Annotated in this window: 11 protein-coding genes; 3 read left to right on the top strand and 8 right to left on the bottom strand. The window is 60.2% G+C overall.

The features are described from left to right. Positions 1-15: 15 nt before the first annotated feature. The 6 genes from IPP88_24120 to IPP88_24095 all read right to left on the bottom strand — a co-directional run bounded on the left by IPP88_24120 (position 16) and on the right by IPP88_24095 (position 7,940). On the bottom strand, positions 16-3,147 hold the full coding sequence (locus tag IPP88_24120; protein ID MBL0125614.1) for a hypothetical protein: 3,132 nt from the start codon (positions 3,145-3,147) through the stop codon (positions 16-18). Further along, on the bottom strand, positions 3,137-4,288 hold the full coding sequence (locus tag IPP88_24115) for a DUF2235 domain-containing protein (protein ID MBL0125613.1): 1,152 nt from the start codon (positions 4,286-4,288) through the stop codon (positions 3,137-3,139). The genes IPP88_24120 and IPP88_24115 overlap by 11 nt, the downstream gene beginning before the upstream one ends. 93 nt (positions 4,289-4,381) lie before the next feature. Further along, on the bottom strand, positions 4,382-5,233 hold the full coding sequence (locus IPP88_24110) for a hypothetical protein (GenBank protein ID MBL0125612.1): 852 nt from the start codon (positions 5,231-5,233) through the stop codon (positions 4,382-4,384). Positions 5,234-5,497: 264 nt separating this feature from the next. Next, positions 5,498-6,781, bottom strand: a complete 1,284-nt coding sequence (locus tag IPP88_24105; GenBank protein ID MBL0125611.1) for an SEL1-like repeat protein — start codon at positions 6,779-6,781, stop codon at positions 5,498-5,500. Next, positions 6,687-7,112: a caspase family protein gene (locus IPP88_24100; GenBank protein MBL0125610.1), complete on the bottom strand. Its 426-nt coding sequence runs from the start codon at positions 7,110-7,112 to the stop codon at positions 6,687-6,689. Before IPP88_24100 ends, IPP88_24105 begins: the two co-directional genes overlap by 95 nt. A 105-nt stretch (positions 7,113-7,217) precedes the next feature. Then, positions 7,218-7,940 carry a DUF3365 domain-containing protein gene (locus tag IPP88_24095; GenBank protein MBL0125609.1) on the bottom strand — a complete coding sequence of 241 codons (723 nt, stop codon included), beginning with the start codon at positions 7,938-7,940 and terminating at the stop codon, positions 7,218-7,220. A 257-nt stretch (positions 7,941-8,197) separates the two neighbouring features. Here IPP88_24095 and amrB point away from each other — a divergent pair, with 257 nt between their 5' ends. From amrB to amrS, 3 genes are all read left to right on the top strand, one after another. Continuing rightward, on the top strand, positions 8,198-9,037 hold the full coding sequence (gene amrB, locus IPP88_24090) for an AmmeMemoRadiSam system protein B (protein ID MBL0125608.1): 840 nt from the start codon (positions 8,198-8,200) through the stop codon (positions 9,035-9,037). Further along, positions 9,030-9,629 (top strand): AmmeMemoRadiSam system protein A, encoded by a 600-nt coding sequence (amrA, locus tag IPP88_24085; GenBank protein ID MBL0125607.1) that lies wholly within the window; start codon positions 9,030-9,032, stop codon positions 9,627-9,629. Before amrB ends, amrA begins: the two co-directional genes overlap by 8 nt. A 280-nt stretch (positions 9,630-9,909) precedes the next feature. Continuing rightward, positions 9,910-11,046 (top strand): AmmeMemoRadiSam system radical SAM enzyme, encoded by a 1,137-nt coding sequence (gene amrS, locus IPP88_24080; GenBank protein ID MBL0125606.1) that lies wholly within the window; start codon positions 9,910-9,912, stop codon positions 11,044-11,046. Between the two features lie 254 nt (positions 11,047-11,300). Here amrS and IPP88_24075 read toward each other — a convergent pair whose 3' ends face one another. Both IPP88_24075 and IPP88_24070 read right to left on the bottom strand, forming a co-directional pair. Beyond that, complete coding sequence (locus tag IPP88_24075) at positions 11,301-13,196, bottom strand: propionate--CoA ligase (protein ID MBL0125605.1); 1,896 nt, start codon at positions 13,194-13,196, stop codon at positions 11,301-11,303. Between the two features lie 235 nt (positions 13,197-13,431). Further along, positions 13,432-13,998: a response regulator gene (locus IPP88_24070; protein ID MBL0125604.1), complete on the bottom strand. Its 567-nt coding sequence runs from the start codon at positions 13,996-13,998 to the stop codon at positions 13,432-13,434. Positions 13,999-14,209 lie beyond the last annotated feature (211 nt).

The following is a 14,209-nucleotide window of genomic DNA, read 5'->3' as shown; positions in this document are numbered from 1 at the left end:
CCTTTCAGAATGCTTTCAGGATTGGATGCGCCACGAACTGTGGCCGTAGGCGGCCAGACTCAGCACGAACGGCTCGCCCTCCGCGAGCATTTCACGCTTGACCTCCAGCAGGATTTCATCAAATGGGCGGCCCTTGCTTTTAGCGGACTTATCCTTGGCGTCGATGCCCTTGTCCTTGATTTTGCCGAGCAAAGTGCGCACAAACCGCGTGGCATGCGTGCCGTGAACAGTGGCAAGTGTGCCGAGCACGATGGACGCCCCCGCCGCTTTGAATTCGCGCACGAAATTCAGAAACGGGATATCCGCCAGCGCGGTACTGCAACCCAACAGCAGCACCACCGGACCCGGCCCTGCCTCGTTGGGCGCCTGCACGAAATCGGCATCGAGTTGCACCGAGGTGAGCCACTTTTTCTGGATTTCAAGTGCGGGTGTGTTGACGAAATCAGGCGAATTGTCGGAATGCGGCAATAGCACCAGCAGCGTGGCATGCGGCTTGGCGAGAATGTCTTTCTTCCAATCCTCCCACGACGTTGCCATTCGCACCGTCTTCGCCAGCGCGGCAATCGCCGGCTTCACGCCGTCCTTGCCGGTGAGGTCCGCGGGCGTGACTTTTTCGCTGGCGGCCAACACGGCGATATTGAAGGGCGCGAGCGTTTCCGCGCCCGGCTGGGGAATATTGAAAACGTGCAAATCGGTCTGGCCGAACGGATGGCGCTCGATGCATTTGCTGAATCCCCAGAACGCGGCGGGACATATGTGCTTCGGATCGTTGGCATGTTTGCAGCTCGCGTGCACGCTGCCATCTTTCGCGGCGAGTGCCTTTTGCGCATTCGGGCAAAGCTTCGCGTCGATATTCGGCGCTTTGCCGGTATAGACAAACTCGACCGGCAAATAAGCCTTGGACCGCGCCTCTACCACTTGTATGCGCGCGGCCAACTGAAAGTCCGGCAAGTTCATTTGGCGCGTCAGCTCACGCGTCAGCGCCGCGCCCTGCGTCGCCAGCTGAATCATCAGCGCCACCAGCGCCGGGTGATCGAGCTTGAGCGTTTCCCCCGCCGTACTGACATTGGCCTTCGACAGGAGGGATTGAATCGTGTCGACCACCATATTTAGTCCGGCCGGCTCGCTGAACGTGGCGTTGCCGTTGGCGACGGTGGTGATACCGGGGATGCCCGCGGGATTGTCATTGATCACCAGCGCAAGATCGGCCGGTTCCTCGGAAGCGCTACTGGCATACGCGGGACTGACCAGGTTTTCCTGTCGCAGTGCGAATTCGGCCTCGATGGTCGGCGCCGCCAGCATCAGCGTTTGCAGGATGCGATTGCGATGCATGATGAGAATGCGCGCACGAAACGCTTGCCCATCGTCGCCTGTTTCAAAACTGAATTTCGCGATTTCACTGACGCCGCTTTTCGGCAGGTGAATGGTCTTGGCTTTTGCGGCGACGATGCCGCCTTTTCCGGTGCGGATATCCAGCGGGCAAAACACGACCTGCAAATCGTGCCCGTCCTCGGATGGAGGCAACTGCGATTCATCAAAGGGCGTGTCGGCGCGTATTGTGCCAGCTTCGATATCAGCGCCAATGTGGATATGCGCACGATATGGTTTGCGGGCTTCGAGCCGCTTGACTGCGTCGGCGCCGGATTTGCCTCTGAGGATTTTGCATTGCACGTGGCGGGTTTCCGCCGGCGCCTCCTTTGGTGCTTTTTTGGATTGCTTGTCCGCCGGTTTATTCGCCGATTTCCTTGCGCGCTCCCGTGGTGGTTCGTCGCCCGCCGACGCAGCCATCTCTTCCATCATGGGCGGTGCCGCCATCGCGATCGGTGCAGCCGCTGCGGGGGCAGTGAATACCATATCCGCGGCGGCTGGCGGTTTTGCAGCGGTCTGCATGCGCGGCACTGCGCGGGAGGTGTGAGCCTTGTCAACGCGCGCAAACTCGGGCGTGGCATCGGTTGCCCGAATCGGCGCCAGTTGCAAAGGCCCGATCACGGCTTCGGCCTTCCGGCGTTTCTCGACAACGTCAAGGGCGTCGCCCCGTTCACTGATCCACTGTCGGCGGGCGGCATCCCGCGCGAGTTCGGCGCCCATCGTCACAATATCGGTATTGGCGATGCCACGATGCGGCGACGTCTGCATGGAATCGGCAATTCGCAACGTGGTCTGGGCAATGCGCGCCTGTTCAAGAAACCACGGGTCGCCCGCCAGGAACGGCGGGGCGAAATCGCGGGCCGGCATCGTGCTGCCTTCCCACCGCCGCTGTTCGCCGTGACGTGCCTGAAAAAGCGCATGGTCGAGCGTCGCGTTGTGCGATAGTTCGCGGATCAGCGTGTTTATCCAGGCAAGCCAGTCTGCCTCCACGACGAAGCACACGCCCGTCAGGCCGAAGTTCGCGCGGCGCATGGCAAATTCGGTGAATGGCTGCAGTTTTTCGGCGTCTGGTGGAGGTTCGCCTTCCATCAGCACGACCGCACCCGCAGTCATCGCGCCCAGATCAAACGACAGGGGCGATTCCGGCACAAGCGCCTCCGGCAAAAGCAACAGGTCGAACGCTCCGGCATTTGGGCCGGACGTCACGACGACTCGCGGCTGATAGAGGTGCCGATACCGGCCTTGCTCAAGACTTTTCAACAAACGCTGGCCGGCGGGCGTATCGGGAACACCGATCTGGAGCGGCCAATTCCACTGAAGATCGCGCTCGATGCGGGTCGCGAACAACACGCTGCAAACGCCCGTGCCTGCCTGCACAAGCAGTTCCGCGAGTGGATGCAGATTCATATCCCCCAGTACGTGCGTAACCGCCAACCGCAACACGGGAAATCGCGCCCCAAGCGACCTTGCCCAGCATTCCTCGACGACCGATGAAAATCTTGCCTTATCCGACGAGACTTCACCGAACGACCGAAGGACTTGCTGTGCCGCGTCGAGATCGGGCCAAACGGTAATCGCCCGCGAATACGCATCGGGCAGTGCCTTATCCGTCACGAGCGCGAATTGGGTATCCCATTCGGTCGCGCGAATGTTGGGGCGTTCAAACTGCGCGGCGAATTCGCCCGGCACCAGCCCGGCGAGAATAATCGCCTTCGCCAGCAATACGTCACCCGAGGCGCCACCCAGCGTCCCAAACACTCCAAATTCCTCACGCAACATGATTGGCCTCCGCAGCGGAAGTTGACGCGGTTGCACTCCACGGCTCTACCGGCAAGCTCGCCGGCAAGTTGTCGGGCACATAGTCCTCTGGGGAATTCATGCGATCGAGCACCGACTGATGGACCGCGGAAACATCCGCGCGGATGAACCGGCTCTTGCCAAGCTCCCGCCAGTTTACGATCGGAAATCGCCAGGTGACGGCGAAATCCCGTCGGGGATCTTCAAATCGGCGCGGCAGGAATTCCGCGAGCCACCAGACTTGCTTCAGCGACTCGTGCGCGTCGGCCTTGAAATCCCGCGGCGGATATTTGCCCTTGCCAAGGGCAACCTGCAACTCGCTTTCAACCAGCGCAAGCTTTGCCAATTCCGCTTCGCGCGCCATCCATTCGAGTGAAATTCTGGCGAGACCGCCTTCGTCTTCCTGATAGCCGCCACCGACATCGGAATGCGCACCCGCAAACCAGACTTGCCTCACATCCTGCGTCGCAATCGGCGACCACAGGTTCTGACGAAAGAAGCAACGGCGCTCATCAATGGAAATTGCATGGCGAACCCTGTGCACCGACGGATTGTTCGTGGTGTACGGAAAACTCACCGGCGAACCAAACCAGCCAACCGACTTGACCGTATCCCACAGGCCAAGAAAATGAATTTTGCATTCACGTGAAAACTGCCCGCGAAACTTCTCCTGAATATCGAAAAACTCACGCTTCTTGTCCTCGCCGCCAGGTACCTTCTGGTACAAGCGCGTCGCATATTCAATCAGGTTTTCATGTTGCGGAAACATGAGCCCGACTGCGTGAACCATGCCGGCGATGGCGCGTGCCGTGAACGCACCCCGGCTGAAACCGAAAATGTAAATCCGGTCATCCGGCTCGTAATTCTTCATGAGGAAGGAGTACGCCTCCTCGATATTGCGCGTGATGCCCCAACCAAAGGCGAGACCGAAAATCTTGGCCGGTACTTTCTGCCACTCGAACAACGCCTCCCGCAGCCCAAACGTGCCGACGCCGGGGTCGTAGTGGCACAGCTGCGTCCGCGGATCGCGCAATGAGGCGGCAAACAGTTTGAGCACATTGCTGTTGCGGTTGCCAAACTGGTTGCCGGTGCCGTCACAAAAAATCACGAGGTTCTTGGGCATGGCAATTGTCGCTTTCCACTTTGAGCCGTCTGAGTGCCTGGCGTGAAAGAATCGAGATTCTTCAACCTGTCGCCGGTCACTAAATCGCGTCAATCAGGGCAACAATGCCTCCAGCCGCGCACTGACTCTCGCCGCCACTTTCCGGCAACCGCCTTTGGTCAAGTGAATTTCATTCTCGGAATCGTTGCTGTCGCCTTTCGCGTCCGACGCCGCGCGAACCGTCGCGCCACGCGTTTCCACCACGTGGAAATTCGGCAATGTCTCCGCGAGACCGAGCAGGCGTTCCGCGAGCGCATCCATGATGAAGTCCGCCACGTCATTCCATCGATCATCGGGAATCTTCGCCGCCCGCATCGCCGGAAACAGCCACGGCCCCTGCGTGAGAAACGCGAATCGCGCCGGTGCATCGCGCGGCGTGCACCGATCATAGGTGTGCGTGATGATGGGTTTGCCGACGCACGGACTGATCCTGGCCCGGTCGCGCAGCTCGACGATCCTGGCGTAACCGCGCGCCACCGCCGTCAACGTCCCACGCAGGACGTTGAGATTGCAGTATTCCTCCGGCGCCCTGTTTGCCGACTGTTGCCGTGCGCTGACAGGAATGATCGCGCCTGCATTGTCGATAAGATCATTGCCGCCGCCGCTCAGCAGGATCGCATCCCACCTTTGGCCCGATTGATTCGTCAACTGCATTTCCAGCGCCGGGTTTTTCGCGATGCTCGACATTCGCGTGATGGTATCGCCGGGTTCCGCCAAGGTCACAATCATGGTGTCCTTGCTGAAGCGCAAATGCCGCGGCAGGCTCTGCAGGCGCCACGAGCCAAACGAAAACCACGAGTCGCCCTCGGCGAGGATCCTGTAGGAATAGTCCGGTGGATTCCTGGCGCGATCGGTGCTGTCGATATCACCGGGGAAAATCAGGACAGGGGTGATGTTGGTGGGCATCTTCTCTCCTTGGCGCGGGTGTTGATGGTCGCGGAGGCGCTATGCGACCGCGGTACGCTGGGCTACACGAGGCGTGACGCATACCGCGCCAGAGCCGCCTGACTTGCCAAGCCCAATTGCCGTTAGCTGAGATTAATTAGCACGGGATAGAAAGTCAACGGGGTACTGCATTTCCCACCCGCGCAGGTGGGCTTATGGCAAAAACGGCTGAATGCCGGTTGTCGTGGGGCAGGCGGCCGACACGCGCCGCGCCCCAATTGATCGTTACTTGCCGATCCGCTCCAAATAGAATCGTGCGGATGTGTTGCCTTTGCCTGCCGCCGCAGTGAGCCATTTGCGTGCTTCATTGGCATCTTTTGGCACGCCGTCACCATTCATGTACAGCACGCCCAGCGAAAACTGCGCGTTTGCGACGCCCTGGTCCGCCGCCATACGCAACCATCGAGCGGCTTCACTCGGGTTCTTTGCACCATCGCAGTCGGCGCGATAGAGTTCACCCAGCAGCACCGCCGCATCCGCCGAACCGGCCTGGGCCGACTTGAGCGCCCACTTGGTTGCCTGGCTGCAGTTCTTCTTGGTGCCCACGCCCTGTGCAAACATCTGCGCAAGTTCGTATTGCGACAACAAATTCTTTTGTTCGGCGGACTTGAGGAAATATTGATGCGCGCGGGCAAGATCTTGCGTGATGGGCTTTCGGCCTATTTTCAGCAGGAGCCCCATTTCATATCCTGCTCCCGGGTGCCCCGCTTCCGCAGCGACTCCGAATGCCTCCCCTGCCGCGGCAAGGTCACCTTTGCCTTTTGCATCCATGCCTTTTTTGTAGAGCGCAACATTGGCCTCGCTGGTGGCAGGGTCGACCTTGGGCGCGGGCGGACGGGCGGGCGGCGTGACGTTACGGGGTGGGATGCTGGCGACCAGCACCTTGTTGCCCGACGATCGCTTCTCCGCCGCGGCCGGGGCGGACTCAACGTCGGCTCGCGCGGTCTTGTCGTCCGCGGAAGGCGGCGCCGGTTCAGGTGGCGCACTTTGTGAGAGCGCCGCGGGTGCGCCTTGTGTGGCCACTGATTGCGGCGGCACGAAATAGAAATCGCCCGTCAGCGAAGAATTGTCCCACGGGACCTGCTTGCCTTCGGAATCGGCCATGACCTTGACCCGCACCTTCTTGAACACCTCTTCGATCTTCAGTCCGGGCGCACGCATCGCCTCAAGCAAATGCTGGGTGTAAAGGCCGTTACCGCTGTTGCCGTCGCTGGCGACCGTGGCGGGCGCAGTCGCAAAGGCAACGTACGAGCCGACGGGCGCCTCCATCTGTGCGAGGCCCTGGCTGGCCGAGCGGAAACTGCGAGTAAACGGATTATTTCGGCAGGCATCGAGAATGACAATGTTGATACGGCTGCGCGCCGCTTCCATCTTTTCCAGCAGCCGGCCCGCATCAAACGCGTTGTACGTCACCTCATCCTCGCGCTGGATATCGGCCCCAACGGGGATCAGAAAATTGCGTCCCTTGATCTGCACGCCGTGGCCGGCGTAATAGAAAGAGACCCACACCGCCCTGCTGCAGCAGATCGCCAAAATCCCGCGCGGCGTCCGACATTTCCTTCAGCGTCGCATTTTCCAGCAGCCTGACGCGAAAGCCCAAATCCTTCAGCACGCCGCCAATCGCGCGCGCATCGTTGACGGGATTCGGCAATGGTGAAGACCGGTAGTTGCCATTGCCGATGACCAGTGCAATGCGGCTCTCGCCCGCCACCACCGCCTCCGTCGCCACCGGCGACGAGCCCCCCGTATTGCGCCGGTTCTCAGCCGCACACGAATCGGACGGCAGGGCAACCGCAATCAGGCATAGCCCCGCAAGCAAGGCCGAACTGAACGCTGCCATGTACGAATGGAATTTCGCCTTTACTTGCATGCGCTCAGACGGCATATTGCATCGGGCACGGTTCATCGAGCGGAACGCGAGGAAGCACACTAAGAGTATCCTGGCTCAAGTTGCTTTACGTGCGTCAGGCGATCCAAGCAACAGATTGCCGGCCACCAGGGCCAGCAGGGCGAGTGCGCACAGTGCCCCCATTACCATCGCAAACGTCTTGCCGGCAGACTCGGTCGCGACCGAAAGCGGCACCGACACAATCTGCGCGCCAATGATCTCGTCCTGCTTCCAGCCGAAGCCATTCGCTTCGCCATAGAGCCGGATCATTGACGGAGGCGCGGCCGCGGCGGTGCTGTGACAGCTCAGGCACGACGGATTGGTGATCTTGATGGGCTTGGCGAAATACAGCGCCTGCCTTGGCCCCTGTGTACGCTCACCGACGACTTCTTTCAGCGCGGCGTTGGAACGAAACATGTTGACGATATCCGTCTCCCAATCCGTCGCACGGTCGCGCGGATTGGTGGGATTGAGCGTGGCTTCTTTGTACGTGTATTCGGGAAACTGCTTTCTCAGTGCAATGATCGTCTCGGTCGCGGCAAACGCGGGAACGGTTTGCGGCAGAAATTCGATCGCGAGGCGCTGGTCAAGCTGTGGCTTGATGTACGTCGTGGTGTAACTGCGCGTGGCTTCCGCGGCGGCCATCAGCAGGTTTGCCGTCTGAACGGTGCCGTCGCGGGCATCGCGGTGCAGAACGCCATGAATCACGTAGCCGGCGGCCGCAATTCCAAGCGCCAGAATACCTACCATAAAGGCATTAAATCTCAATCGCCGGGACATGGCTCTTCCTTCCATTGTGAGTGTGTGCGCATTCGGCATGACACAACGTTGGTGCCGCCAAACTCTTATTGAGCCAAGCCGATGCGAATGGCCAGCTTCTTGTTTTGTTGGACCGATCATAGCATGCGAGTACGGCGCCCAGAAGCCACCCAAATCGCGGGATACCGACCACGCGTGGCGACCTTCATCAGGCCGATATTGCCACTTTTGTTTCCGCACGCCGCCCCCATATCATCGAAATGAAAGGAGAAGGTCACATGAATTCAATCCGCCCAACCGCCGTGGCGGGTGCGTTTTACCCCGGCGACACAAAGATTCTTGCGGCGTCGGTTAAGTCGCTGCTCGCGGATGTCGCGGGCGATGCGCAATCTGATCGCCCGCCAAAAGCCATCATCGCGCCCCATGCCGGCTATATCTATTCCGGCCCCATCGCCGCGAGCATTTATGCGCGCCTCGCCCCGTTGCGCGGGCGCATCCGCCGCGTCGTGCTAATCGGCCCGGCGCACCGGGTGTGGCTGCGCGGAATCGCGCTGCCGGATGCGGTCGCGTTTGCGTCACCGCTCGGCGATGTCGAGATCGATGCCGATGCCGTGCGGGCGATTACGTCGCTGCCGCAAGTCACCGTGCGCGAAGACGCGCATGCCCAGGAGCACAGCCTGGAAGTCCAACTGCCGTTTCTGCAGTCGGTGCTGGGCGATTTCCGGCTGGTGCCCCTGGTCGTCGGCCAGGCGACACCCGGCGAGGTCGCTGAAGTGCTTGATGCGCTCTGGGGTGGCGAGGAGACGCTGATCGTAGTGAGCTCGGACCTGTCGCATTTTCTCGATTACCGTTCGGCACGATCAGTCGACGGTGAGACCGCACGCGCCATCAACGCGCTGGATTCCGATCTCACCCACGAACAGGCGTGCGGCGCGACAGCGATCAACGGGCTCACCAATCTCGCGCGCCGGCGCGGGATGGAGGTTGAGCAGATTGACCTGCGCAATTCCGGCGACACGGCCGGCGACCGCAGCCGCGTGGTCGGCTACGGCGCCTTTGCCTTTCGCGAGAAAGCGGCAACGTCGGAAAAAACGGAAAGCGAGGCAGGCCATGCTTGAACGCCGCCATATCGTCCTGCAAATCGCACGCGACGCCCTCGAGCACGCGCTCGGAAAAAGTGGCAAACGTGGAGAAGGTGGAGAAGGCGCGTCCGCATCCCGCACCCCACCCGACATGGCTAACGCCCTGTGGCTGCGGGAGAATGGTGCCTCATTCGTGACCCTGCGCCAGGATGGCGACTTGCGCGGGTGCATCGGCTCACTCGAAGCTCATCGCCCGCTCGGCGAAGACATCGCGGCCAATGCCGTTGCCGCCGCGCTTTACGACCGGCGCTTTGTGCCGGTTTCGCACCTTGAACTCGAACACATCGAAGTGGAAGTATCGATCCTCACGCCATCCGAGCCGCTACCGTGCGACAACGAAGCGGACGCGATGGCCAAGCTGCGCCCCGGCATCGACGGCGTGGTGCTTGAGTACGGCCGCCACCGCTCGACATTCCTCCCGCAAGTCTGGGAAAACCTGCCGGACGTGTCCAGTTTTCTTCGCGAGCTGAAACGCAAGGCGGGCCTGCCGGGTGATTTCTGGCATGCGGATCTGCGTGTGCGGCGCTATGGTGTTGAGAAACATTGTGAGAGGGAGACTGTTGAATGAATCATTCAAGCAGCCATATCCAGTCAGGACTAGTTGCTGAACTGCAAGGCAAGTGCAACGCGGAATTCTTAACATGTCGCCCCGGCGAAGGCCGGGGCCCAAGTTTCGTAACATCTTTCGTTCACCAAACTCAGGCCAAGCCCCTGCATGGGCTCGGAGTTCAGCGCGCGCAGAGGATGCTCTGCGAATTCCCCGCTTCACCCCCGGCCTTCGCCGCGGCGACAACTAATATGCATCGCAGGTTCGCATTCAATGCGAATTCGTGGTGAGCAACATTGTCATGACCCCCATCGACACCATCGAATCTACCCCCACCACCCTCGAACCCCTCGAAGGCTCCCTGCACCCCGGCCGCTGGTGGCAGCGCCTGGCCGACGGCCGCATCCAGTGCGACCTCTGCCCGCGCGAGTGCAAGCTGAACGAAGGCCAGCGCGGCGCCTGCTTCGTGCGTGCGCGCCACGGCGACGCGATGGTGCTCACGACCTATGGGCGCTCGTCAGGCTTTTGTATCGATCCGATCGAGAAAAAGCCGCTCAACCATTTTTACCCCGGCTCATCCGTGTTTTCATTCGGCACCGCCGGCTGCAACCTCGCGTGCAAGTTCTGCCAGAACTGGGACATCTCGAAATCGCGCGACATGGACCGCCTGATGGACCAGGCCTCGCCGACGGAAATTGCGCTGGCCGCGGAGCGCGCCGGCTGCAAGAGCGTGGCATTCACCTACAACGACCCGGTCATCTTCGCCGAATACGCGATGGACACCGCCGACGCCTGCCACGCGCGCGGCATCCAGACGGTCGCGGTTACGGCGGGCTACATCTCACCGGTCGCGCGCCGCGAGTTCTACGCCAAGATGGACGCGGCAAACGTCGACCTGAAAGCCTTCACCGAATCTTTCTACCGCAAGCTGACCGGCTCCGAACTCGCACCCGTGCTCGATACGCTCGCGTACCTGAAGCACGAAACCAACGTCTGGTTCGAAATCACCACGCTCCTGATCCCCGGCGAAAACGATTCGGATGCCGAACTCACCGCGATGTCGAAGTGGATCGCCAGGGAACTCGGGCCGGACGTGCCGCTGCATTTCACGGCGTTCCATCCCGATTTCAAGATGGGCGCGATCCCGGCGACCCCGGCCGCGACGCTCACGCGGGCGCGGCGCATCGCGCTGGGCGAGGGGCTGCATTACGTCTACACCGGGAATGTGCATGACCGCGAAGGCGGTGTCACGTCTTGCGCGGGTTGCGGGACCAGCCTCATTCGCCGCGACTGGCACCGGATTCTGGAATATCGCGTGACACCGGAAGGTGGCTGCCCGGATTGTGGGACGGTGTTGCCGGGGCGGTTTGGGGAGTTTGCGGTGAAAGAACAGTTTGGGGCGCGGCGGATTCCCATCGCCCTGAACCATAGGAGTTAGCTGGCACGAGCTAGGGTCGGGTTCCAATACTCATTCATCGTACTATCAAGACGATTTTGAGAATGGTGTTTCCATTAACGAACATCGTCGCGTACATTTGAAACTCTAGCACTGGAGCGGGTTCTGGAGGCCTTTTCCTCTGAGAAGCCCGCTGGTACTAGGGTTTAGCTCGGTCGATAAACGTGTATTTGCGCATTTGGCACTTACGGCCATTCGCCGGAAAACTGTCAGCGAAACAGTCGTACGCCGCGCGATTACTTCGCCAACGCCAACTTCAACTGCTCCAGCGCCAACGGATCCTCGATCGTGGTGAGATCCCCCGGATCGCGCCCTTCGCACAGCGCCTGGATCGCGCGCCGCAGCAGTTTGCCGGAGCGTGTCTTTGGCAGCACATTGACGAAGTGCACGCGCGCCGGACGGCCGATGGCGCCGAGTTCTTTGTCGACGGTGGCCATGACTTCTTTTTCGTGCGCGGCGGCGAGTTCGGGGGTGGCGGTCTTGCTGGTGTCTTTCACCACCGCGAACGCGATCGGCACCTGGCCTTTGAGTGAATCGGCCACGCCCACCACCGCCACTTCGGCGATGTTCGGGTGATTCTGTACGGCCTCTTCGATCTCGCGCGTACCGAGGCGATGGCCGGCCACGTTGATCACATCGTCCGTGCGGCCCATGATGAAGTAGTAGCCGTCGGCATCACAGGTGGCCCAGTCGAACGTGGTGTAAACCTGTTCGTCGCGAAAGGTCGAGAAATAGGTTTTGACGAAGCGTTCGTCGTCGCCCCAGATCGTGCTCATGCAGCCGGGTGGCAGTGGCGGCATGATGCACAGCACACCTTTTTCGTCGGGCCCGACTTGCTTGCCGGTTTCTTCGTGTTTCAGTTTCAGGTTGTAGCCGTAGGATGCGAAGCTGGGTGAGCCGAGTTTACGTGGTGTCTCTTCGATGCCGGGTTCAGCGGAGAGGATCGGCCAGCCGGTTTCGGTCTGCCAGTAGTTGTCGATCACCTTCACACCGATGCCTTTTTCGATCCAGTCGGAGGTCGGCTGGTCGAGCGGCTCGCCGGCGAGGAACAAATATCGCAGCGAGGACAAGTTGTACTTGGTGAGGAAGGCGGGATCCTGTTTTTTCAGCACGCGGATCGCGGTTGGCGAGGAGAACATCACCTTGACCTGATATTGTTGCACGATGTTCCACCACACGCCGGCATCGGGGCGCAGCGGCACGCCGTCATACATGATGGTGGTGCTGCCGTTGATGAGCGGGCCGTAGATGATGTATGAGTGGCCCACCACCCAGCCGATGTCGGAGGTGCAGAAATAGACGTCCGCAGGCCCGGTCGCGAAGATGTTCGGCATCGAGGCCGCAAGCGCGACCGCATAGCCGCCGGTGTCCCGTTGCACGCCCTTCGGCTTGCCGGTGGTGCCGCTGGTGTAGAGGATGTAGCTGGGTTCCGAGGATTCCAGCCACTCGCACGGCACGACGTCATTCATGTGCCGGTTGCGCAGTACGCCGTAATCCATGTCGCGGCCCGGCGTGACTTGCATGCCGTGGTCGAGGCCGCGGTTGACGATCACCACATGTTTCGGCGGATGCTCCGAAAGCTTGATCGATTCATCCGTCAGCGGCTTCAGCGGAATGATCTTGCCCATGCGCGATCCGGCATCGGCGGTGATCATGACTTTCGGTTTGGCGTCATCAATGCGCGCGGCCAATGACGCCGCCGCGAAGCCGCCGAACACCACCGAGTGAATCGCGCCAATGCGCACGGTGGCAAGCATGGCGAATACCGCTTCGGGAATCATCGGCATGTAAATCAGCACGCGATCGCCCTTGCCCACGCCTAGCGATTTCAGCACGGCGGCGAAGCGATTGACCTCGTCGAACATGTCGCGATAGGTGTACGTTTTCGTTTGTTCGACTTCGGAGGAAATCCACACCAGCGCTTTCTGGTCCGCGCGCGTGGCGAGATGGCGATCGATCGCGTTGTAGCAAAGATTGGTTTCGCCGCCGACAAACCATTTGGCGAAGGGCGGCTTCCCATAATCACAAACCTTGTTGAAGGGCTTCACCCAATCGATGCGCGCCGCCTGCTCGGTCCAGAATTCATCCGGCTGGTTGATGGATTTTGCGTGAAACTGCTTGTAGGTCCCCATGATCTTCTCCAAGTAACGGCTGTTCCTGCCGATTGTGCCTGCGTAGTCTTGCGGTGTAGGTTTGCTGCGCAGGCTTGATTAGCGTCCCGTAATGCCAGTGCAATTGACAGGCTGTTTGAGCCTTTTATTCAGCGCATAGAATGGCGCATTGGCCATCCCTTGTTTTGATCCAGAACAAATACCCGGCAGGGTTGCCGAGGGCGCAACCGCTCGGGCTAACCCAAAAAGGCGTCAACTACACCAGCACCGTCTTGATCGCATCCAGCAATGCCGTCGATTTCGCCGGCTTGGTCAGGTACCCGTTCGCGCCAAGTTTCAACCCTTTCAGAATATCGTCCAGCGCGCCCAGGCTGGTCAGCATCAGTACTGGCATGTCTTTCAAACTCTCGTGCTGCCGAATGCGATTCAGGATGTCGAAGCCGTTGGCATCTGGCATCAGCACATCCAGGATTACCAGGTCTGGCGATGTCTTCAGGCCGGCGACAATGCCTTCGCGATCGGCCGCGTGTTTCACCATGAAACCGCTGGCTTCGAGAATGCGCGTGATCAGTGTTGCGGTAACAATATCGTCTTCCACTACCAGTACGGCCGGCGGCGCGCGCCGCGGCTTGCGATTGGGGGCGGCCTTGTTGATGCGCACGAAAAATCCATTGCTGGTGAGCTTGGATTCTCCAATGATGGCTTCCTCGACGATCTGCTTATGTTCCTGAGGAGTCGGCTCAGGCTCCTTGACCTTGGTTTCCTTGGCAAACGCACTGGTGAAATCAAGATCAAATGGATCGTCATCAACAGGGGAAGTCATAACAGCATTCTCGGCAAGAAATCGGACAAATCAAATTCAGAACGATATTCTAGGCGGTTGTTGCATCGCCGTCATAGCGAATCGTTTGTCAAAAATGGTTAAATCCGCCGCCCGTGACGTGTTCCCGGACGACAAGTAACTCCAGATAACACGTTGCTGGCCATGATTCTGCCGTGACGCCCTTACAAGAAGCTGACTTTTCGCGAAAACG

This window comes from Betaproteobacteria bacterium, assembly GCA_016720925.1.
Classification (GTDB): Bacteria; Pseudomonadota; Gammaproteobacteria; order Burkholderiales; family Usitatibacteraceae; genus UKL13-2.
This window is presented reverse-complemented; position numbering and strand designations above follow the sequence as displayed.